This is a genomic window from Ruegeria sp. HKCCA0235A, assembly GCF_013033235.1.
Lineage (GTDB): Bacteria > Pseudomonadota > Alphaproteobacteria > Rhodobacterales > Rhodobacteraceae > Ruegeria.
This window is the reverse complement of the sequence record NZ_WQDQ01000003.1, coordinates 254,683-276,296: the sequence shown is the minus strand read 5'-3', so window position 1 is coordinate 276,296 and position 21,614 is coordinate 254,683. Positions and strand designations below refer to the sequence as shown.

General features: G+C 59.4%; 26 protein-coding genes. 1 reads left to right on the top strand and 25 read right to left on the bottom strand.

Annotated features, from left to right (window positions below; translation table 11 throughout):
• Positions 1–11: 11 nt before the first annotated feature.
• Positions 12–713 carry an NUDIX hydrolase gene (locus GOW56_RS07430; protein WP_171205549.1) on the top strand — a complete coding sequence of 234 codons (702 nt, stop codon included), beginning with the start codon at positions 12–14 and terminating at the stop codon, positions 711–713.
• Positions 714–723: 10 nt separating this feature from the next.
• Here GOW56_RS07430 and GOW56_RS07425 read toward each other — a convergent pair whose 3' ends face one another.
• The 25 genes from GOW56_RS07425 to GOW56_RS07310 all read right to left on the bottom strand — a co-directional run bounded on the left by GOW56_RS07425 (position 724) and on the right by GOW56_RS07310 (position 21,586).
• On the bottom strand, positions 724–2,391 hold the full coding sequence (locus GOW56_RS07425) for a ribonuclease J (RefSeq protein WP_152458572.1): 1,668 nt from the start codon (positions 2,389–2,391) through the stop codon (positions 724–726).
• Positions 2,388–3,167, bottom strand: a complete 780-nt coding sequence (locus GOW56_RS07420) for a type III pantothenate kinase (RefSeq protein ID WP_152458573.1) — start codon at positions 3,165–3,167, stop codon at positions 2,388–2,390. The genes GOW56_RS07425 and GOW56_RS07420 overlap by 4 nt, the downstream gene beginning before the upstream one ends.
• An 11-nt stretch (positions 3,168–3,178) precedes the next feature.
• Positions 3,179–3,928 carry a biotin--[acetyl-CoA-carboxylase] ligase gene (locus tag GOW56_RS07415; RefSeq protein ID WP_152458574.1) on the bottom strand — a complete coding sequence of 250 codons (750 nt, stop codon included), beginning with the start codon at positions 3,926–3,928 and terminating at the stop codon, positions 3,179–3,181.
• Positions 3,929–3,982: 54 nt separating this feature from the next.
• Entirely contained in the window at positions 3,983–5,425 is a 1,443-nt protein-coding gene (nuoN, locus tag GOW56_RS07410; protein WP_171205468.1) for an NADH-quinone oxidoreductase subunit NuoN, read from the bottom strand.
• Positions 5,426–5,440: 15 nt separating this feature from the next.
• Positions 5,441–6,985 carry an NADH-quinone oxidoreductase subunit M gene (locus tag GOW56_RS07405; RefSeq protein WP_171205467.1) on the bottom strand — a complete coding sequence of 515 codons (1,545 nt, stop codon included), beginning with the start codon at positions 6,983–6,985 and terminating at the stop codon, positions 5,441–5,443.
• Positions 6,985–9,135, bottom strand: coding sequence for an NADH-quinone oxidoreductase subunit L (nuoL, locus tag GOW56_RS07400; RefSeq protein ID WP_171205466.1), 2,151 nt, complete (start codon positions 9,133–9,135; stop codon positions 6,985–6,987). Before nuoL ends, GOW56_RS07405 begins: the two co-directional genes overlap by 1 nt.
• A gap of 6 nt (positions 9,136–9,141) precedes the next feature.
• Entirely contained in the window at positions 9,142–9,447 is a 306-nt protein-coding gene (gene nuoK / locus GOW56_RS07395; protein ID WP_005984024.1) for an NADH-quinone oxidoreductase subunit NuoK, read from the bottom strand.
• 4 nt (positions 9,448–9,451) lie between these two features.
• Positions 9,452–10,054, bottom strand: a complete 603-nt coding sequence (locus GOW56_RS07390) for an NADH-quinone oxidoreductase subunit J (RefSeq protein ID WP_171115048.1) — start codon at positions 10,052–10,054, stop codon at positions 9,452–9,454.
• Positions 10,051–10,461 (bottom strand): carboxymuconolactone decarboxylase family protein, encoded by a 411-nt coding sequence (locus tag GOW56_RS07385; protein ID WP_152458579.1) that lies wholly within the window; start codon positions 10,459–10,461, stop codon positions 10,051–10,053. Before GOW56_RS07385 ends, GOW56_RS07390 begins: the two co-directional genes overlap by 4 nt.
• Positions 10,458–10,952 (bottom strand): NADH-quinone oxidoreductase subunit NuoI, encoded by a 495-nt coding sequence (gene nuoI, locus GOW56_RS07380; protein WP_152458580.1) that lies wholly within the window; start codon positions 10,950–10,952, stop codon positions 10,458–10,460. The genes GOW56_RS07385 and nuoI overlap by 4 nt, the downstream gene beginning before the upstream one ends.
• Before the next feature lies 1 nt (position 10,953).
• Positions 10,954–11,991, bottom strand: coding sequence for an NADH-quinone oxidoreductase subunit NuoH (gene nuoH, locus GOW56_RS07375; protein ID WP_152458581.1), 1,038 nt, complete (start codon positions 11,989–11,991; stop codon positions 10,954–10,956).
• 204 nt (positions 11,992–12,195) lie between these two features.
• The gene (gene nuoG / locus GOW56_RS07370; protein ID WP_171205465.1) at positions 12,196–14,217 is read right to left on the bottom strand and encodes an NADH-quinone oxidoreductase subunit NuoG; all 2,022 of its coding nucleotides are present in this window, start codon (positions 14,215–14,217) and stop codon (positions 12,196–12,198) included.
• A 5-nt stretch (positions 14,218–14,222) separates the two neighbouring features.
• Positions 14,223–14,627, bottom strand: a complete 405-nt coding sequence (locus tag GOW56_RS07365) for a DUF5333 domain-containing protein (protein ID WP_171167319.1) — start codon at positions 14,625–14,627, stop codon at positions 14,223–14,225.
• 98 nt (positions 14,628–14,725) lie between these two features.
• The gene (locus GOW56_RS07360) at positions 14,726–15,076 is read right to left on the bottom strand and encodes a hypothetical protein (RefSeq protein WP_171167317.1); all 351 of its coding nucleotides are present in this window, start codon (positions 15,074–15,076) and stop codon (positions 14,726–14,728) included.
• Positions 15,077–15,113: 37 nt separating this feature from the next.
• Complete coding sequence (locus GOW56_RS07355) at positions 15,114–15,530, bottom strand: MAPEG family protein (RefSeq protein WP_171205464.1); 417 nt, start codon at positions 15,528–15,530, stop codon at positions 15,114–15,116.
• A gap of 5 nt (positions 15,531–15,535) precedes the next feature.
• Positions 15,536–16,834, bottom strand: coding sequence for an NADH-quinone oxidoreductase subunit NuoF (gene nuoF, locus GOW56_RS07350; RefSeq protein ID WP_152458587.1), 1,299 nt, complete (start codon positions 16,832–16,834; stop codon positions 15,536–15,538).
• A gap of 12 nt (positions 16,835–16,846) precedes the next feature.
• Positions 16,847–17,068, bottom strand: coding sequence for a DUF5337 domain-containing protein (locus GOW56_RS07345; protein WP_171115038.1), 222 nt, complete (start codon positions 17,066–17,068; stop codon positions 16,847–16,849).
• 30 nt (positions 17,069–17,098) lie between these two features.
• Entirely contained in the window at positions 17,099–18,256 is a 1,158-nt protein-coding gene (locus GOW56_RS07340) for an NADH-quinone oxidoreductase subunit E (RefSeq protein WP_171115036.1), read from the bottom strand.
• Entirely contained in the window at positions 18,256–19,479 is a 1,224-nt protein-coding gene (locus GOW56_RS07335; protein WP_171115034.1) for an NADH-quinone oxidoreductase subunit D, read from the bottom strand. Before GOW56_RS07335 ends, GOW56_RS07340 begins: the two co-directional genes overlap by 1 nt.
• Positions 19,479–19,601, bottom strand: coding sequence for a hypothetical protein (locus GOW56_RS21995; RefSeq protein WP_256367742.1), 123 nt, complete (start codon positions 19,599–19,601; stop codon positions 19,479–19,481). The genes GOW56_RS07335 and GOW56_RS21995 overlap by 1 nt, the downstream gene beginning before the upstream one ends.
• A 1-nt stretch (position 19,602) precedes the next feature.
• Positions 19,603–19,776, bottom strand: coding sequence for a hypothetical protein (locus GOW56_RS07330; protein WP_010442775.1), 174 nt, complete (start codon positions 19,774–19,776; stop codon positions 19,603–19,605).
• Entirely contained in the window at positions 19,776–20,381 is a 606-nt protein-coding gene (locus GOW56_RS07325; RefSeq protein WP_171205463.1) for an NADH-quinone oxidoreductase subunit C, read from the bottom strand. Before GOW56_RS07325 ends, GOW56_RS07330 begins: the two co-directional genes overlap by 1 nt.
• Positions 20,374–20,700, bottom strand: coding sequence for an antibiotic biosynthesis monooxygenase (locus tag GOW56_RS07320; protein WP_171115030.1), 327 nt, complete (start codon positions 20,698–20,700; stop codon positions 20,374–20,376). Before GOW56_RS07320 ends, GOW56_RS07325 begins: the two co-directional genes overlap by 8 nt.
• Complete coding sequence (locus tag GOW56_RS07315; RefSeq protein ID WP_010442777.1) at positions 20,697–21,230, bottom strand: NADH-quinone oxidoreductase subunit B family protein; 534 nt, start codon at positions 21,228–21,230, stop codon at positions 20,697–20,699. The genes GOW56_RS07320 and GOW56_RS07315 overlap by 4 nt, the downstream gene beginning before the upstream one ends.
• Positions 21,221–21,586 (bottom strand): NADH-quinone oxidoreductase subunit A, encoded by a 366-nt coding sequence (locus GOW56_RS07310; protein ID WP_068335558.1) that lies wholly within the window; start codon positions 21,584–21,586, stop codon positions 21,221–21,223. Before GOW56_RS07310 ends, GOW56_RS07315 begins: the two co-directional genes overlap by 10 nt.
• Positions 21,587–21,614: the final 28 nt, after the last annotated feature.

The window sequence follows — 21,614 nt, the reverse complement described above, 5'->3', positions numbered from 1 at the left end:
CCAGTTTGGACATGACACTCGACAAAACAGCCATCCGGGACGCAGCGACGGTTATCGTGCTGCGGGACAGATGGACAAACCCCTCGATCCTTATGGGGCAGCGCGGGTCCAAAGCGGCCTTCATGCCGAACAAGTTCGTCTTTCCCGGTGGCGCGGTTGATCCGGCTGACGCGGATGTTCCATTGGCAACGGATTTGCCGGATCTGTGCTTTGAACGTTTGGGCGAACAGGCCGAGCCGGGGATTCAACACGCCCTCGCCGCGGCCGCCATACGCGAGCTTTGGGAAGAAACCGGTCTTGTTCTTGGCCAGCCGGGTACATGGCCCGGTCATGTAGCTGACGATTGGCAGAGCTTTGCCGCGTTGGGTTACCTGCCAACTGCGGCTGCGCTTCAGTTCGTCTTTCGCGCGGTAACTCCACCGGGCCGTCCCCGCCGGTTCGATGCGCGGTTCTTTCTGGTCGACGCCGACGCTCTGCAACGTGACGTGGATGATTTCAGTCACGCCTCGGATGAGCTGTCGCACCTGCAATGGGTGCCACTGGATCGGGCACGGGATCTGGATCTGCCGTTTATCACCGAGGTCGTTCTGGCGGAAATAGCGGCCCGGGTTACATCCCCCGAGCCGCCATCGTCGGTTCCATTCTACAAAAACAACGAAGAAGCCAACCTGTTCCTGCGTCTCAGGGGCTATCCGATGCCAACCCACGACTGACGGATCGGTTTCACCGCATCCGGCTGACCACCACCGTCACTTCGGGCTTTTTGCCAATTTCGGCTTTGGCTGTCTGCCGCACGATGCGGCGCATTTCTTCTTCCAGCTTGTCGTCATCGCGCAGGGTCTTGGCGGCGGCCCGCATCAGGAACTGGTTCAGGTCCTCTTCCAGAACTTCGACCAACGCGGCACGGGACGTGCCGGTTTCGGGCAGCCCCATGGTATCGCACCACGGCTCGCCCAGCGGTTCGTCTTCTTCGTCCAGAACCACCGTCACCGTAACATGGCCGTTCAAAGCCATGCGGATACGATCCCGCACCACGCCGTCAAGGGCGCCGATCTTCACGGTGCCGTCCAGATATGTGCGACCGGTTTCAACATAATCGACGACCACAGGCGCATTGCCGCTGAGATCCAGCATGGTGCCGTTCACTGCCAGCACTCCGGTTCTGCCGCCCTGCTCTGCCAGTTTGACATGCTCGCGCAGGTGCCGGTGTTCGCCATGCATCGGGATCACGAATTGCGGATCGGTCAGTGCGTGCACTTTCTCGAGGTCCGGCCGGTTCGCATGGCCCGAGACATGATAAAGGCCCGAACTGTCATCGACGACATCCACGCCCTTTTCGCTGAGCTGGTTCATGATAAAGATCACGCCCCGCTCGTTCCCGGGAATGGTTTTCGAGGAAAACAGGAACAGATCGCCCTCGGCCAGCTCCAGACCACGGTACTTGCCACGGGCCAGTTGGGCGCTTGCGGCCCGTCGTTCCCCCTGGCTGCCGGTCACGATCAGCATCAGGTTCTGGCGCGGAAGGTCCAGAGCCTCTTCGGCGCTGATCACCTTGGGAAAATCCGCAAGAATACCGGTTTCGGTCGCGGCTTCGATCATCCGACGCATCGCGCGCCCCAGCAGGACGACGGAACGCCCGGCCCGCGCACCCGCCTCGGCCAGCGTTTTGACCCGCGCGACGTTTGACGCAAAAGTGGTCGCCACGACCATACCTTCCGCGCCTTCGACCAGCTTGACAATCTCGGGGCCAACTTCGGATTCCGAACGCCCCGGATGGGTCGAAAACACATTCGTACTGTCACAGACCAGCGCCTTGATGCCGGGCTTGGCGACCTCGGCCCACAGGTCAGGGTCAAAAGCCTCTCCAACGACCGGAGCAGCATCCAGCTTGAAGTCGCCCGAATGCACGACACGCCCTGCGGGGGTGTCGATGACCAATGCGGCACTTTCGGGAATCGAGTGCGAAACAGGAAGGAAGCCAACCGTGAACGGCCCGACGGACACCTGTTCAGGCCAGGCGGAAACGGTCGTGACCGCCTCGGTCGGGTGTGCGTGTTCTTCCATCTTGCGGCGCGCGATATTGGCCGTGAAGGCACGCGCATAGACCGGCGCACCCAAAGCTTCATAACAATGGGCCACGGCACCGACATGGTCTTCATGGGCGTGCGTGATGAAAACACCATCCAGCCGGTCGGCACGCTCTTTCAGCCAAGAGATATCGGCATAGATGAGGTCAACGCCCGGCGTTGTGTCCATATCAGGAAAAGTGACGCCCAGATCCACCAGAATCAGGCGTTCCTTTCCCGGTTCACCGTAGCCGTACACATAGGCGTTCATGCCAATTTCGCCCGCGCCACCCAGCGGCAGGTAGATCAATCTTTCACTGCTCATACGGAGCCATTATCCTTGTTGTAGCGATGGATCACGGTCAGGCCGTGCATCGTCAGATCATCTTCGATTGCGTCGAACCCCACGTCGGCCTGATCGAACAAGGGGGCCAGCCCGCCGGTTCCAACGACTTTCATCGGCATTCCATACTCGGCCTTGATCCGGGCGATCAGCCCCTCGATCAAACCGGAATATCCCCAATACACGCCAGATTGAATACAACCAACCGTATTCGTACCGATCACCTTGTCAGGTCGGGAGACATCGATATGCGGCAGCGCCGCGGCGCCCTGATGCAGGGCCTCAAGGCTCAGGTTCACACCGGGGGCGATAATGCCCCCCACATATGCGCCGTCGGCGGCGACAACGTCGAAATTCGTTGCGGTTCCGAAATCCACGACAACCACATTGCCACCATGGCGGTCAAAAGCGCCCACGGCATTGGCCAGTCGATCCGGGCCAGGCACCGTGCCTTCATCCACACGCGGCGGGACAGGCAACAGGCAATCGGGCTTGCCCACAACCAATGGTCTGCAACCAAAAAAACGATCGGCGAAGATACGCAGGTTGAACACGACGCGCGGAACGGTCGAGGCGATGATCACATCGGTGATGTCCGCCTCGATCCCGTAATGCTTCACCAGCGTCGAATACCAGGTGAAATAAGCGTCTGCCGTGCGCGCATGGTGGGTCGAGGTGCGCAGGGTACACAAAAACTCCTCACCGTCCCAGATCGAAAAGACGGTATTGGTATTGCCGCAATCGATGGCCAGAAGCATCCGCGCCCCTCTCAGAAATAGACATCCGCCGCAGGAATGCTCACGCGGCCTTTGGCGGTGTTTAAGACAAGGTTACCGCTTGCGTCCACCGTTTCGAAGGTTCCAACCGTTTCTGACGTACCGGTCCGCGCGGTGATGACCTCGCCCAACCGGGCCGCGCGGGACAGCCAGGCGGTGCGGATCGGTTCGAACCCATAGGTGACGAACTGGGTTTCATACGCGGCGTAGGCCGCGGCCAGTTCGGTCAGAAAATCCTCGGGCGAGACATGTGCCCCGGTTTCCGAAAGAAGTGAGACGGGACGAACCGCACCGGGCTCTACCGCGTCGGCATCCGGGGCATTGGCCAGATTCACTCCGATGCCGATGGACAGATGCCCCACGCCATGCCCCTGCCCCGTGCTTTCCAGCAGGATACCGGCAAGCTTGCCGCCGTTCAGCAGCACGTCATTGGGCCATTTCAGCGACAGTCCGGCAGCCCGCCCGGTAACGGCGACGCACGCGTCAAAAAGGGCCAGCGCCGCCACGAAACTGCGCAAAGCCGCCTGTTCCGGCGCGCCCTGAGGACGCATCAGCAAGGTCGCCGCCAGGTTGCCCATCGGGTTGGCCCAGCTTCGTCCGCGCCGCCCGCGCGCCGCCGTCTGGTGATGCGCCATGATCCAGACGGGACCACGCGCATTCGGAGCAATCCGCGCCGCTTCATTCAGCGTGCTGTCGACTTCCTGCACCTCGTGCAGGCCATAGCCTTGGGGCCATTTTGTCATATCAAAAAGGCTCGGTCGCGCAACCGAGCCCCTCTTTCCGGTTGTGCAAAACGATCAGTTGACAAGCGTGGCCGCTGCGGCAGCTGCCGCGCCCTCGACGCCGAACTGATAGAAGATACCGACCAGCATCAGGGCCGCAGACCCCATCAATGCCACCCACAGAACAGGGGTCGACCGGGTTTCGATCGGCTCTTCGTTCTCGGCCCCGAAATACATGTAGAACACGACCCGCAGGTAATAGAAGGCACCGATGACCGAAGCGATGGCCGAGACGACGACCAGACCGGTCAGCCCTGCACTGACGCCCGCCTGCCAGACGCCGAATTTCGCAAAGAAACCAAGCATCGGAGGCACGCCCGCAAGGCTGAACATCAGGATCAGCACCGCCAGCGCCTTGCCCGGATCACGCTTGGAGTATTGCCGCAGAGCGTCAATGTCGGTGATGGGTTTGCCGTCACGCTCCATCATCAGAATGAAGGCAAAAGTGCCGATATTCATGGTCACGTAGATGGCCAGATACATCAGCATCGCCTTGATGCCCAGCTCGGTACCGGCGGCCAGACCAATCAGCGCATAGCCCATATGGGCAATCGACGAAAACGCCATCAGACGCTTGATGTCGCGCTGCCCGATCGCGGCCACGGCCCCCAGCAACATCGACAGTACGGACAGCAGGACAATCACTTGCTGCCAGTCTTCGACAACGCCACCGAAAGCATCATGCAACAGGCGCGCGAACAACGCCATCGCCGCAACCTTCGGCGCCGTGGCAAAGAAGGCCGTGATCGGTGTGGGAGACCCCTCGTAAACGTCCGGCGTCCACATATGGAACGGTACGGCCGAGACCTTGAAGGCCAGACCCGAGATCAGGAAGATCAGGCCAAACAGCAGCCCCAACGAAACATCACCATGGTGAACTGTCTGGATGATGCCCGAGAACAACGTTGTGCCGGTGAAGCCATAGACCAGCGAGGCGCCATAAAGCAGCAGCCCCGAGCTCAGCGCACCCAGCACGAAATACTTCAGACCTGCCTCGGTCGATTTCGCGCTGTCACGACGCAGAGCAGCCACGACATAAAGCGACAGCGATTGCAGCTCGAGCCCCATGTAAAGCGACATCAGATCGCCTGCGCTGACCATCATCATCATCCCCACGGCGGCCAGTGCCACCAGCAACGGGTATTCAAAACGCAGCAGATCACGGCGCGCCATGTATTCCTGGCTCATGACCAGAACGGCACCCGCCGACAGCAGGATGGCAACCTTGGCAAAGCGGGCAAAGCCGTCATCGACGAACATGCCGTTGAAGGCCACGTTTGTACCCCCGCCCTGAGTTGCAATCCAGATTGCCAGAAGGGCCATAAGACCTGCCGTGGTCCAGACCAGCAAAGGCGCCAGCCCGTCCTTTGTCGTGTAGACAGCCCCCAGCAGCGCCGCCATCGCATAAAGCGCCAGAACGATTTCCGGCAGGATGATTGTCAGATCAGCCTGGATCATGTCCCCAAAGCTCCCTTAATGCGAAGCGGCTGTCTGGGTCGCAGCCTCAGCCGCGGCCAGAGCCGTGTCATAGTTCGAAATCAGAGCCGCTGTGGATTGCCCGATCACATCGGTTACCAGCGACGGGTAGACACCCAGCAGGATGGTCATCACGATCAGAGGGGCGAAGATCAACCGCTCGCGCGAGCTCATGTCGGTCATCGCCTTGAGGCTTTCCTTGATCAGATCGCCAAACACGACCCGACGGTAGAGCCACAGCGCATAAGCCGCCGAGAAGATCACACCGGTCGCAGCCACCGCCGTTACCCAGGTGTTGACCTGGAACGCGCCCATCAGGGTCAGGAATTCGCCGATGAAGCCCGATGTGCCCGGCAGGCCGACATTGGCCATGGTAAACAGCATGAAGACCAGCGCGTATGCGGGCATTCGGATCACCAGACCGCCATAGGCCTCGATATCGCGGGTGTGCATCCGGTCATAGATCACGCCGACACAGAGGAAGAGCGCCGCCGAGATGAACCCGTGGCTGAGCATCTGGAAGATCGCGCCATCGATGCCCTGCTGGTTTGCCGCGAAAATACCCATGGTCACAAAGCCCATATGCGCGACCGAGGAATAGGCGATTAGCTTCTTCATATCCTCCTGCACCAGCGCCACCAACGAGGTATAGACAACCGCGATGGCAGACATCCACAGCACCAGATCGGTCATCACGGCCGAACCCACCGGGAACATCGGCAGGCTGAACCGCAGGAAGCCATAGCCGCCCATCTTCAGAAGGATCGCCGCCAGTACGACCGAGCCCGCCGTGGGCGCCTGAACGTGGGCGTCCGGCAACCAGGTGTGCACAGGCCACATCGGCATTTTCACCGCGAACGAAGCAAAGAAGGCCAGGAACATCAGGGTCTGCATGCCACCGACAACATAGATGCCCAGCACGCTGAAGCCCTCGGACGAGAACTGGTGCGTCATCAGCGCGGCAATATCCGTGGTGCCCGCATCCGCATACATCGCAACCATGGCGACCAGCATCAAGACCGAGCCGAGGAAGGTATAGAGGAAGAACTTGAAGCTGGCGTAGATCCGATCCTTGCCGCCCCATATCCCGATGATCAGGAACATCGGAATAAGACCTGCCTCGAAGAACAGGTAGAACAGCACCAGATCAAGCGCCATGAAGACGCCCAGTATCAGTGTTTCCAGCAGCAGGAAGGCAACCATGTATTCCTTGACGCGATCCGTGACATTCCAGCTGGCCAGAATGGTCAGCGGCATAATGAAGGTCGTCAGCAGAACGAACAGGACACTGATGCCATCAACACCCATCTTGTATTTGAGGCCCATCAGCCACTCACCCTCTTCCACCATCTGGAAGCCGGGGTTCGACGGGTCAAAGCCGGTATAGATGCCGATGGAAACCAGGAAGGTCACAGTGGTGGCCAGCAGAGCAATCCACTTGGCGTTCCGCTGTGCCGCCGCATCGTCACCTTGCAGGAACAAGGCCAGAATGCCTGCGGCGATGGCGGGGATAAACGTGACGATCGAAAGGATATAGTCCATTACTGGGCCCCTCCGCCGATCGACATCCAGGTCACAAGGGCCGCGATGCCCAGCACCATCCAGAAGGCATAGGTAAAGATGTACCCGGTCTGCGCCTTGCCGGCGAGGCGGGTGAAGAAGGGAACGACGCCCATTGCTACTCCGTTCAGGAAGCCATCGATTGTATTGCCGTCACCGCGTTTCCACAGGAAGCGGCCAAGCGCCACAGTGGGTTTTACGAAGACCACATCGTAGATTTCGTCGAAATACCACTTGTTCAGAAGGAACAGGTACAGCGGACGCTGATTTGCAGCCAGACGTGCCGGCAGCGACGTGTTCAGGATGTAGAACCAGTAGGCCACGACAAAGCCCAGCAACATGGCGACGAAGGGTGAAACCTTGACCCATTTCGGAGCCGCATGCGCTTCGTCCAGAACATGGTTGTCCGGCGCCATGTAAAGCGCGCCCTCGCCGGGCTGGCCCACAAAGACATAGTGATGATCGCCACCCTTGGCATCCTTCTCACCATGACCTTCATCGGCATGGCCGTCAGCTGCGTGGCTTTCATCCGCATGGCTGTCTTCACCGTGCGAAGCATCCGCCGCCGCATGATCACCGGCCTCGGCATGTTCTGACGCTTCGGCAACCGGAATACCGTAGAACTTGCCGACCTTGTCCGCATGGCCAAAGAAATTGCCATACCAGATCATCCCGGCAAACACCGCACCCAGCGACAGAACGCCCAGCGGCACCAGCATGGTCATCGGGCTTTCATGTGCGTGGTCATGCGTATGCTTGTCGCCACGCGGTTTACCATAGAAGGTCAGGAAGATCAGGCGCCAGCTGTAGAACGAGGTGAACATCGCTGCGATCACCAGCATCCAGAAGGCATAGCCGGTTCCGCCCGCATAGGCGCTTTCGATGATTGCGTCTTTAGACAGGAACCCGGCAAAACCGATTGTGGTAAGCGGAATGCCGACGCCCGTGATGGCCAGCGTTCCGATCATCATTGCCCAGAAGGTGTAAGGGATCTTTTTGCGCAGACCACCGTATTCCGTCATCTCCTGCTCGTGATGCATGGCGTGGATCACGGACCCCGCACCGAGGAACAGCAGCGCCTTGAAGAAAGCGTGCGTGAACAGGTGGAACATGGCCGCCGAGTACATGCCGACGCCCGCGGCCACGAACATGTATCCCAGCTGGGAACAGGTCGAATACGCAATGACGCGCTTGATGTCGGTCTGTACCAGACCCACGGTCGCCGCGAAGAACGCAGTCGAGGCCCCAAGGAAGGTGATGAACCCGGTCGCGCCCGGCGCGAACTCCATCAGCGGCGACATGCGGCAGACCAGGAACACGCCCGCTGTCACCATGGTGGCCGCGTGGATCAGGGCCGACACAGGCGTCGGGCCTTCCATCGCGTCCGGCAACCAGGTGTGCAGGATCAGCTGCGCGGATTTACCCATCGCACCGATGAACAGCAGAACACAGATCACCTCGACCGCGGTCCATTCGCCCCACAGGAAATGCAGCTTTTCTTCTGCAAGCGCGGGTGCCGATGCGAAAATGTCCGAGAAGTTGATGCTGTCGGTCAGGAAGAACAGCGCAAAGATGCCCAGAGCAAAGCCGAAATCGCCCACACGGTTGACGATGAACGCTTTCATCGCCGCCGCATTTGCCGAAGGCTTGCGATAGTAGAAGCCGATCAGCAGGTAGGATGCGACCCCCACGCCTTCCCAGCCAAAGAACATCTGCACAAGGTTGTCCGCCGTCACCAGCATCAGCATGGCGAAGGTAAAGAAGGACAGATAGGCGAAGAAACGTGGCTTATAGCTTTCGCCTTCGCGCCATTGCGGGTCGTGATCCATGTAGCCAAAGCTGTAGAGATGCACGAGCGCCGAAACCGTGGTGACCACGATCAGCATGATGGCGGTCAGCCGGTCCAGACGAATGGCCCACGAGGTCGAGAGCGATCCGCTTTCGATCCAGCGCATGATCTCGATCTGTTGTGTGTGCCCATCGAACGAGAAGAACACGAGCCATGACAGCAGACAGGCCAGAAACAGCAGGCCCGTGGCCGTCCACATGGCCGCTTTCTCACCTATGAACTTCCAGCCAAAGCCGCAGATCAGCGCACCCACCAGCGGGGCAAAGAGGATTGTGGTTTCCATGATCCCTTACCCCTTCATCATATTGACGTCTTCAACCGCGATGGTGCCGCGGTTGCGGAAGAAGCAGACCAGAATGGCCAACCCGATCGCCGCCTCGGCCGCCGCAACGGTCAGCACGAACAGCGTGAAGACCTGCCCGACCAGATCGCCGAGGAAACTGGAAAACGCCACGAGGTTGATATTCACCGCCAGCAGCATCAGTTCGATGCTCATCAGCAGGATGATGACGTTCTTGCGGTTCAGGAAGAGACCGAAGATGCCGATGACGAACAGCGTCGCCGCGACCGTAAGATAGTGTTCAAGTCCGATCATGGTCTCAAAGTCCCTGCCCCGGTTTCACGTCCTTCAATTCCATTGCCTTGGCCGGGTCGCGCATCATCTGGCCGACGATGTCCTGACGCTTAATGTCCTGACGGTGGCGCAGCGTCAGCACGATGGCACCGATCATAGCCACCAGCAGGATCAGGCCCGCCAGCTGGAACAGAAGGAAGTATTGATCGTAAAGGATGACACCCAGCGCCTCGGTGTTGTGGCGGTCCGCCGGGACCGGCTGCGCCAGATTGGCCGCCGCACCTTGCGCGCTGTCCCAGGCCCCGAAGGCCATGACGAACTGCATCAAGATGACCAGACCGATCAGCAAGGCCAGCGGCATATAGCGTGCCATTTCGGCTTTAAGCTCGGCAAAGTCCACGTCCAGCATCATCACCACAAACAGGAACAGAACCGCGACCGCGCCCACGTAAACGATGATCAGCAGCATCGCCACGAACTCGGCCCCCAGCAGCACGAACAGCCCCGCCGAGGATAGAAACGCCAGGATCAGCCACAGCACCGAGTGCACCGGCTGGCGGCTGATCACCGTGAACAGCCCGCCGGTGATGGCGCTGATGGCAAACAGATAGAAGGCAAAGACGGTCATTGATCCTCATCCTCGTTGTCGCCCATGACCTCTTGCGCCAGATCCAGCGCGCGGGTCATGGCCGGGATGCCGGCAAAGACCGACATCTGACCGATCGTTTCCACGATCTCTTGTTTCTTTGCGCCTGCCTCCAGTGCATGGCGCACAGTCTGGCGTACGGCCGAGTCCGCCTGAGCGCCCTGACAGGTCAGCCCGGCCAGCGTCAGCAACAGGCGAGTCTTGGCATCCAGCCCGTCCTTGTTGACGGTGTTGCCGAACATCATCTCCATGACCTCTTTCGGCATGGTCGGCCACAGCGCCTCGAACCCCTTGGGCGAGAAGCTTTCCATCGCCGGGTTCATCGCCTTGGCCATGTCCTGAGCCTGCTTCATCATCAGCTCGAACGGATTTGTCGGGCTGTCAGTCATCGGTAAGGCGCGTCCAGTTCCAGATTGCGGGCGATCTCGGCTTCCCAGCGTTCGCCGTTGTCCAGCAGTTTCTGCTTGTCATAGAACAGCTCTTCTCGGGTTTCCGTCGCGAATTCGAAATTCGGGCCTTCGACGATGGCATCGACCGGGCAGGCCTCTTGGCAGAAACCGCAATAGATGCATTTGGTCATGTCGATGTCGTACCGCGTGGTGCGGCGGCTGCCGTCTTCGCGCGGCTCGGCGTCGATGGTGATGGCTTGCGCAGGGCAGATCGCCTCGCAGAGTTTGCAGGCGATGCAGCGTTCTTCACCATTCGGATAGCGGCGCAGAGCGTGTTCGCCGCGGAAACGTGGGGACAGAGGCCCCTTTTCGTGCGGATAGTTCACCGTGGCCTTGGGCGCGAAGAAATACTTCAGCCCCAGCTTCATGCCGACCCAGAAGTCTTGCAGAAGGAAGTATTTGGCAGCGCGGGTATAGTCAATTTGAGTCATATCAGCCTCCTACGCTCCAACGGGCAAATGCGCCCCAGAACCAGTCGAATTTCGCCGCGAAGGCCACGAAAACCACCCAAGCCAGCGAGAATGGCAGGAACACTTTCCAACCCAGCCGCATCAGCTGGTCATAGCGGTAGCGGGGCGTGATCGCCTTGACCATCGCGAAGATGAAGAAGAAGAACGCCATCTTGGCGACCATCCACAGCACGCCATCGGGCAGGCCCGGGATCGGCGACAGCCAGCCGCCGAAGAACAGCAGAGAGGTCAGCGCGCACATCAGGAAGATGGCGATGTATTCGCCTGCCATGAACAGCAGGAAAGGCGTGGCCGAATATTCGACCTGATAACCGGCGACCAGTTCCGATTCCGCCTCGGGCAGGTCGAAGGGCGGGCGGTTGGTTTCGGCCAGGGCCGAGATGAAGAACAGGAACACCATCGGGAAATGCGGCAGCCAGTACCAGCTGAAGAACCCGAACGAGCCGTCCTGAGCACGCACGATGTCACCAAAATTCATCGAGCCGGTCGAGATGATCACACCGATGATGATCAGGCCGATCGAAACCTCGTAGGAAATCATCTGCGCGGCCGAGCGCAGCGAGCCCAGGAACGGGTACTTTGAGTTCGACGCCCAACCGCCCATGATCACGCCATAAACCTCGAGCGAGGACACGGCGAATACATAGAGGATGGCCACGTTGATATCCGACAGAACCCATCCATCGTTGAACGGGATCACCGCCCAGGCGATCATGGCCAGAACGAAGGATGTCAGCGGTGCGAGGATAAAGACCGTCCGGTCGGCGCCCGCAGGAATGACGACCTCTTTCACCACATATTTCAGGGCATCCGCCACCGATTGCAGCAGGCCATAGACGCCCACCACGTTGGGGCCGCGGCGCATCTGGACAGCAGCCCAGATCTTGCGGTCCCCGTAAACAAGGAACAACAGTGAAATCATCACAAAGGCAACAACGGCAAGCACTTGCGCCAGAATGATGATGGCTATTCCGCCTGGGGTGTTAAAGAATTCAGCCATTGGTCCTCACACCGTGGGTATTCCGTTTTCCGCGCGCGATGCAAAGGCCAGAAGCCTGCGCAAACTGCGGCTGGGTCGGCGCGTTGGTGTAAACAGCATCTGCCGCCATTGCGCCACCCTTAATATTCGGTTTCACACGCAAATCTGGCGCGGCGAACTGCCACCCGGCAGCCGCTTTTGCCTGCGATATGAAACAGGTCTGGTTCATTCCGCCGCGATCTTCTCGGATTTGCGGGCCTGCGCCTGTGCCGACAACTCGGCCATCAGCTGTGACGCCCGTGCGATCGGGTTGGTCAGGTAGAAATCCTTGATCGCATAGCGGAAAGTTGCGTTGCCCAGAGCACCGGCGTCGAGAGCTTTCACTTCGTTCTCGATCACTTCGTCGATGCGGGCCAGATGCGGAACCGCCTCGATCAAGGCCGTGCGCAACTGTGCCAGAGAGTCGAAGGGCAGTGTTGCGCCCAGTTCGGCCGACAAGGCGCGCAGGATGGCCCAGTTCTCCTTCGCCTCACCCGGCGCAAAACCGGCCCGCATCGCCAGCTGAGGACGACCTTCGGTGTTTACGAACACGCCGTTTTCCTCGGTATAGGCCGCGCCTGGCAGTATCACATCGGCGCGGTGTGCGCCCCGGTCACCATGGCTGCCCTGATAGATCACAAAGGCGCCTTCGCCGATCTCGACCTCATCCGCACCAAGGTTGTAGATCACGTCGGCGGCGCCGATCGCGTCCATTCCGCCTTCGTTCGTGGCACCCACATCCATCGCACCGACGCGCGACGCCGCAGTGTGCAAAACGATCAGACCACTTTCCGTATTGGCCGCAATGGCTTGCGCAGCAGCCAGCACGGCGGCGCCGTCCGCTTCCTGCAAAGCGCCCTGCCCGATGATGACCAACGAACGTTTGCTCTTGATCTCATCATCTCCGCCCATATCGACAACTTTTTGCAGCGCTGTTCGATCATCGCCAACGTGGTGATACTCATATGTCAGATCGACCGCAGGACCGACCAAAGCGACTTCGGCCCCATGCGTCCATGCCTTGCGGATACGCGCGTTCAGGACAGGCGCTTCGTCACGTGGGTTGGTACCGATCAGCAGGATGCGTTCCGCGGTGTCGATGTCTTCAATCGCGGCAGTGCCAGCGTAAGCGCCACGATTGCCCGCCGGAAGCTTTGCGCCATCGGTACGGCATTCGACAACACCACCCTGCCCTTCGATCATCTGTTTCAGCGCAAACGCCGCCTCGACCGGAGCCAGATCGCCCACGATACCGGCAGGTTTCCCGGCGCCCTTCAGCGCCTCTGCTGCCTGGGTCAGCGCCTCGGACCAAGAGGCCGGGCGCAGCTTTCCGTTTTCACGGACATAGGGCTTGTCCAAACGCTGACGGCGCAGGCCATCCCAGACGAAACGTGTCTTGTCGCTGATCCATTCCTCGTTCACGCCGTCATGATTGCGCGGCAGGAAACGCATGACTTCACGACCTTTGGTATCGACGCGTATGTTCGATCCCAACGCATCCATCACATCGATGCTTTCGGTTTTGGTCAATTCCCACGGACGCGCAGTAAAGGCGTAGGGCTTGGAGGTCAGCGCCCCGACAGGGCACAGATCGATGATGTTGCCCTGCAAATTCGAATCCAGCGTCTGGTTCAGATACGAGGTGATCTCGGCATCCTCACCGCGCCCAGTCTGACCCATCTGAGTTATCCCGGCAACTTCGGTGGTGAAGCGCACGCAGCGCGTGCAGCTGATGCAGCGGGTCATTGCGGTGCCAACCAGCGGGCCAAGATCCAGGTCATCGACCGCCCGCTTTGCTTCCTTGAAGCGGGATCCGGACATGCCATAGGCCATCGCCTGATCCTGAAGGTCGCATTCGCCACCCTGATCGCAGATCGGGCAATCCAGCGGATGGTTGATCAGCAGGAACTCCATCACGCCTTCGCGGGCCTTTTTGACCATGGGCGAGTTCGTCTTGACCACCGGGGGCTGGCCTTCAGGCCCCGGACGCAGGTCACGCACCTGCATCGCGCAGGAGGCCGCAGGTTTCGGCGGCCCGCCGACGACCTCGACCAGGCACATCCGGCAATTGCCAGCAATCGACAGACGCTCGTGATAACAAAAGCGCGGCACTTCGACCCCGGCTTGTTCACAAGCCTGGATCAGGGTCATCGCGCCATCGACTTCGATTTCCTGTCCGTCGATATTGATCTTGCGGAGGTCAGACATGGCTTTCAATTCGCCCTCAAATAAACGCCAATGGCGCTGTTTCTTTGGATTTCCTTCTGCCCCAGAGTGCAGAATGTGTTGGGGTTGTCATAGGTCACGCCATTCGAAGCCAGATACGCCTCGCCCTTGGCGCGCATCCGGTCCTTTTCAGCATCCGATTCGACGTAAGAGCGGATTTCGGTGTCCGAATACCCCAGTTTGTTCGCCTTGGAGCGCAGCCCCCACATCACACTGATCGCTTTCAATCGACGCCCGCTGATCGAGGGGCAATATTCCGAAATTTCATTTGCGATGGCGATGTAATAGAGTTCGTCGTCGATCTCTTTGACATCCCTCAAGGGCGGCTTCGCATTTGCGACGGCAGGCAATGTGATCAAGACAGCCAGGGTGAGTGTTTTGGCAAAAGACATGGATCTTCCCTTCGTTTTGGACGCACCAAAACGAACCGGTCCGGTCTTGCTAGGCAATAGCGGCCGGCAATCCGTGTCGTGATATGCAAAACCGCGCGTCATGGCCGTTGGCATTTTCCCGCAAAGGTCAATTGATCATCACTGATGCGCAGGTTCTGCGGTTCAGTGTCCGGCCCCACTTTCCAGTCGATCCGCGAAGACCCGAAATTCTGCACGCAAAACTTGGTTCCTTCGTGTCGGCCGGCCTCACGCGCGCCGTCCAGCGATGCGGACGCACCCTTTACCACAACGGTAAAGTCCGTTGGCGATGCTTTCTTGTCGACCGCCTTCGCCTTTGCCTTGAACGCCTTTCCATCGAAGAGAATACGATCTTCCGACGGCTTGATGATGCCGCAGGCGGACACGCTTGCCAGTGCCAGCAGGACTACAAGGGTTTTTCGGGCCTTCATACTATCCCTCTTCGTGTTCTCATCTGCCGGGACGCCATCAGAACGCCGCCACCAATGCCATAAGCCCAATCACAAACATGCAGGCCCAGCCCAATACATACAGCACGGACCGAAGGCCACTGTTCGGTTTGCCTATGCCTTTGATGTGCACCACCAGCATCACCAACCGTGCGAGCAAAGCGACAGACGCCAGCAGATTGACCCAGAACGGGCTGGCACCCAGCAATACCGCCGCAGTCACAACAGCCACAAACGCCGGAAGCGTTTCCGTTCCGTTCAGATAGGCCCGGTTCAGTCGATAGGCCTGATCAGAATAGTCCTGCTCAGGGGTTGCCCCAGGCGCGAGGCCCTTGCCCTGCTTGGCCAGCGCTGAAAACGGGGCCAGAAACAGAACCACCAGCGTGAAAAGCACAACAGATGAAATCGCGTGGCTGTATTCTGCGAACATGTCCATCCCGATCACTCCGCCGCCATCGCACCCATACGGCCCGATTTCTGAGCCTTGATGCGATCTTCGATTTCTTCCCGGAAATTCCGGATCAGGCCCTGGATCGGCCAGGCGGCCGCATCGCCTAGAGCACAGATCGTGTGACCTTCCACCTGTTTGGTCACATCAAACAGCATGTCGATCTCTTCCAGCTCGGCCTCGCCGCGCACCAGGCGGTCCATGACCCGCATCATCCAGCCGGTGCCTTCGCGGCAGGGCGTGCACTGGCCGCAGCTTTCGTGTTTGTAGAATTTCGACAGGCGCCAGATCGCCTTGATGATGTCGGTGGACTTGTCCATCACGATCACCGCCGCCGTTCCAAGCCCCGAGCCCAGATCGTTGCGCAGATAATCGAAATCCATGATCGCGTCGCGCATGTTCTCACCGCGCACACACGGAACCGAGGATCCACCGGGGATAACGGCCAGCAGATTGTCCCAGCCGCCGCGAATGCCGCCGCAATGGGTCTCGATCAGCTCCTCGAAGGAAATCGACATCGCCTCTTCGACCACGCAGGGGTTGTTGACGTGACCCGAGATTGCAAACAGCTTGGTGCCCGCGTTGTTCTGGCGACCGAAACCTGCGAACCAATCCGCCCCACGGCGCAGGATCGTGGGCACGACGGCGATGGATTCGACGTTGTTCACGGTCGTCGGGCAGCCATACAAGCCCGCACCCGCGGGGAACGGCGGCTTCATCCGCGGCATGCCCTTTTTACCTTCGAGGCTTTCAATCAGCGCGGTTTCCTCGCCACAGATATAGGCGCCTGCCCCGTGGTGCAGAAACAGGTCGAAATCCCAGCCCGAGCCGGCGGCGTTCTTGCCCAGAAGACCCGCGTCATAGGCCTCGTCAATCGCGGCCTGCAACGCCTCGCGTTCGCGGATGTACTCACCACGCAGATAGATGTAGCAGGTGTGAGCGTTCATGGCGAAAGACGCGATCAGGCAGCCCTCGATCAGCGTATGCGGATCATGGCGCATGATCTCGCGGTCTTTGCAGGTGCCGGGTTCGGATTCGTCCGCGTTGACCACCAGATAGGACGGGCGCCCGTCGCTTTCCTTGGGCATGAACGACCATTTGAGACCAGTCGGGAAACCCGCGCCGCCGCGTCCGCGCAGCCCGGAATCCTTCATCGTCTGGATGATCCAGTCGCGCCCTTTTTCAATCAGGCCAGCAGTGCCGTCCCAATGCCCGCGGGCCTGCGCACCTTTCAGCGTGCGTTCATGCATCCCGTAGATGTTGGTAAAGATCCGGTCCTGATCCTTCAGCATCGCGTGTTACCTTCAGCTGTCCTGACGCATGCGCCAGAGTTGAAAAATGTTGACGCCCGCATAGATGAAACCCGCCAGAGCGGCGAAATCAAACAGCAGCGCATGCCGGGTTGTCAAACCCAGCGCGGGGCCAATGAACAGGTTCATCGCAAGCCAGATCAGCATGGTCACGGCGATGACCACCCCGATATGTCGGCCCTTGCGGGCTATGGCCTGTTCCTTGTCCTTGTCCATCTTCCCCCGAAGCCCGGAACGGGCATCCGTCTAGTCTTCGTATGTGCCCTCGGATTTGGCACGTTTGGCGAATTCGGTTTCCTCACCCGCAGCAAGCTTGGCCGCCTGCTCGATCCAGCCATCGCGTTCGATCCGGCCTTTGAATTTCAAACGCGCATCGACCCAGGCCACATGTTCGGGCGTCCAGGCCGCGATCTGGTCGTAGTGATAGAAACCAAGCTGGTTCAGCGTTTCTTCCAGCTTGGGGCCGACGCCTTTCAACAATTTAAGGTCATCCGCCTTGCCGTCACGTGCCGCGGTTAGAGTGTTAGGCTGGGTCTCCTGAACGTCCTGGCCATCCGTCTTTGCCGCAGCGCCCTCGGGAGATGCCGGTTCGGTATGGGTCGATTTTTTGGTTCCACTCTGTTGTGCCGCCGTCTTGCCGGGTTCCGGCTTTTTCGGCGGTTGAGGAGCGGAACCGGAAGCTTCGGCTTTGCCATCCTTGCCAAGCCACGGTGTCAGTATCGGAACTTCGGTTCCGTCGATACGCTTGACCGTGTCCCCAAGCTCTGTCGCCAGCTCAACACTTGCGTTGTATTTCGGCTTGCCAGCTTCATATTCGGACAGGCTGGAAAGTCCCTTCAACGGCTCGGCCGCGTAACGCCCGTTCTGAGGACCGGGCGTCGGCACCTTGCCCGCCACCAGATCGTCGAGGATTTTGCCAAAGCTCTCGGCGGTCAGATCCTCGTAGTAATCCTTGCCGATCTGCGCCATTGGCGCGTTGGTGCAGGAACCGAGACATTCGACCTCTTCCCAGCTCAGCTTGCCATCGGCAGAAAGTTCATGCGGCTTCGCGGCGATCTTTTCCTTGCAGACCGCGATCAGATCTTCGGCCCCGCAGATCATGCAGGACGTCGTGCCGCAGACCTGAATATGCGCCACAGATCCAACTGGTTGCAGCTGGAACATGAAGTAGAAGGACGCCACCTCGAGCACGCGGATATAGGCCATGCCCAGCATGTCGGCGATGGATTCAATCGCCGGGCGGCTCAGCCAGCCCTCCTGTTCTTGCGCGCGCCACAGCAGCGGAATGACCGCGCTGGCCTGGCGGCCTTCGGGGTATTTGGTGATCTGCGCTTCGGCCCATTGCTGGTTGGCAGCGGTGAAGGCAAAGCTTTCGGGTTGTTCGGGATGAAGACGGCGGAGCATTAGCGGTCAATCTCTCCAAATACGACATCCATGGTGCCGATGATGGCGGCGACGTCGGCCAGCTGGTGGCCTTTGGCGACGTGGTCCATGGCTTGCAGGTGCAGGAAACCGGGAGCGCGCAGCTTGGCGCGGTAGGGCTTGTTGGTGCCGTCGGCGACCAGATAGACGCCGAACTCGCCCTTGGGGGCTTCGACCGCGGCATAGACCTCGCCTGCAGGGACGTGGAAGCCTTCGGTATACAGCTTGAAGTGGTGGATCAGGCTTTCCATCGAAGTCTTCATGTCCGAGCGTTTCGGCGGGGTGATCTTGCCACGCGCAAGCACGTCACCGGGGCATTCGCGGATTTTGACGATGGCCTGCTGGATGATCGACAGCGATTGGCGCATTTCTTCCATCCGCACCAAATAGCGGTCATAACAGTCGCCGTTTTTGCCGACGGGGATCTGGAATTCAAACTCGTCATAGCATTCATAGGGCTGAGCGCGGCGCAAGTCCCATGCAAGGCCCGACCCGCGCACCATCACGCCCGAGAAACCGTATTTCTGAATGTCATCTTCAGTCACGACACCAATATCGGCGTTGCGCTGTTTGAAGATGCGGTTTTCGGTCAGCAGACCGTCAATGTCGTCCAGAACGGCGGGGAATTCGTGGCTCCAGGCCTCGATATCGTCCAGCAGTTCCGGCGGCAGGTCCTGATGTACACCACCGGGGCGGAAATAGGCCGCGTGCAGACGGGCGCCGCAGGCACGCTCGTAGAACACCATCAGCTTTTCACGCTCTTCAAAACCCCAGAGCGGCGGGGTCAGCGCGCCCACATCCATAGCCTGCGTGGTCACGTTCAGCAGGTGGTTCAGGATGCGGCCGATCTCGGAATACAGAACCCGGATCAGCGAACCCCGACGCGGCACTTCAACCCCGGTCAGCTTTTCGATGGCCAGGCACCAGGCATGTTCCTGGTTCATCGGCGCCACGTAATCCAGACGATCGAAATACGGCAGGTTTTGCAGATAGGTCCGGCTTTCCATCAGCTTTTCGGTGCCGCGGTGCAGCAGGCCGATATGCGGGTCGCACCGTTCGACGATCTCACCGTCGAGTTCCAGCACAAGGCGCAGAACCCCGTGCGCCGCAGGGTGTTGCGGGCCGAAGTTAATGTTGAAATTGCGGATCTTCTGTTCTCCGCTCAGCGCGTCCGTGCTGCCGTCATCGTATCTTGAGCCGTCCATCAACGCCCTCGTTTCTTTTTCGCATCGGCCCGAACCCGAACCTTTTCCGCCTCGGCCGCTTTGGCTGCGGCCCCGGCCAGAAGAACCCCCAACGCGCCCAGAATGATCAACTCACCCATCATCTCAGCGGCGCTCCAACTCTTGCAGTTTCAGCCCGACCCACCACAGCAAGGCGATCGTGCCAAAGGGAACCAGACACAGCAGGCACCAGTATTTGTTGATCCCGAAGAAAGGTAAAATCTTTACCATCGGAATGATGGTCAGTGCAGACAGGATCAACCACCAGATGCCACCCATTATTCTGTCCCCTGCTTCTCATCCCCCGGCAGAATGTAATTCGCACCTTCCCATGGGGACATGAAATCGAATTGCCGATATTCCTGCACCAGGCTGACGGGCTCGTAAACCACGCGCTTTTGCGCCTCGTCATAGCGCACTTCGGTATAGCCGGTGGTCGGGAAATCCTTGCGCAGTGGGTAACCACGGAACCCATAGTCGGTCAGGATGCGCCGCAGGTCCGGATGGCCCGAGAACAGGATGCCGAACATGTCGAACACCTCACGCTCGAACCAATTGGCCGAGGGGTGCACGTCAACGATCGACGGCACCATGTCGTCTTCACGGATCGAGACCCGCAGCCGGATACGCTGGTTCTGGTACATCGACAGGAAATGGTACACCACGTCGAACCGTTTGGCGCGCTCGGGGTAATCCACGCCAGTGATGTCCACAAGGGTCGAAAACTGGCAGCTGCGATCAGATTTCAGGAACTCAATGAATTCCACGAGATTCGACGGCGCCACGTCCACGTTCAGTTCGCCATGGGTCACATCCCACGACAGAACACAATCAGACCGTTTCAGCTCCAGCTGTGCGCCGAGTTCTTCGAGTGCTTCACTCATTGCGGCCCTCCTGCAAAACTTCGTCATAGAACGTAGCTTCTGCGTCGTAAGATTTGAAAAACTTCGCCATAAAGTCGGGCATAACCGTCTTTGCGACGTTCTCGCCCGCATAATTCGCAACAGCGGCCATGTCACGCCATTTGGTCAGTACCATGACTTGGCAGGGATCCTGATCGCGCCGGACGAGGAAGGACACGCTTTCAAACCCATCCACGGCGCGCATGCCGGGGAGCGCACGTGTCCGAAAAGTACCGACCCACTCGGCAACATCGTCTCGGGCAACCACAGCCTCCCAGCGCCTGACAACCGGATCACTCATCGCACAATCGTTCCCGTGCGGCGGATTTTGCGCTGCAGCTGCATCAGACCGTAAAGCAGTGCCTCAGCAGTCGGAGGGCAGCCGGGCACGTAGATGTCCACCGGAACAACCCGGTCACAGCCACGCACGACGGAATAGGAATAGTGGTAATACCCCCCGCCATTCGCGCAGGAGCCCATCGAGATCACATAGCGCGGCTCGGGCATCTGGTCATAGACCTTGCGCAGCGCGGGCGCCATCTTGTTGGTCAGCGTACCGGCCACGATCATCACATCAGACTGACGTGGGGACGCCCGGGGCGCGATACCAAACCGTTCCGCGTCATAACGTGGCATCGAGGTGTGCATCATCTCGACCGCGCAGCAGGCCAGACCAAAGGTCATCCAATGCAGCGAGCCAGTACGCGCCCAGTTGATGATGTCTTCGGTCGAGGTCAGCAGAAAACCCTTGTCCTGCAACTCGGCGTTCAGGGCCTGAGTGGCGACTTCTTTGTCGACACCGGCAGTGTTGGCACCTGTCATCACTCCCATTCCAGCGCCCCTTTCTTCCATTCATAGGCAAAGCCGATGGTCAGAACACCCAGGAACACCATCATGGACCAGAACCCGACATCGCTGATGTCTCTGAAGCCCACGGCCCAGGGAAACAGGAAAGCGATCTCTAGATCGAAGATGATGAACAGAATCGAAACCAGATAGAATCGGACGTCGAATTTCATCCGCGCATCGTCGAAGGCATTGAAACCACATTCATATGCGCTGACCTTTTCGGGGTCGGGATTGCGGACGGCCAGTACGACGGCGGCCAGAATCAAGACGATCCCAAGGCCCACGGCAACGGCCAGAAACACCAGAATCGGGAGGTACTCCCGCAGCAGGTCTTCCACGAATAGCTCCTTTCCTGCGCACATGTCT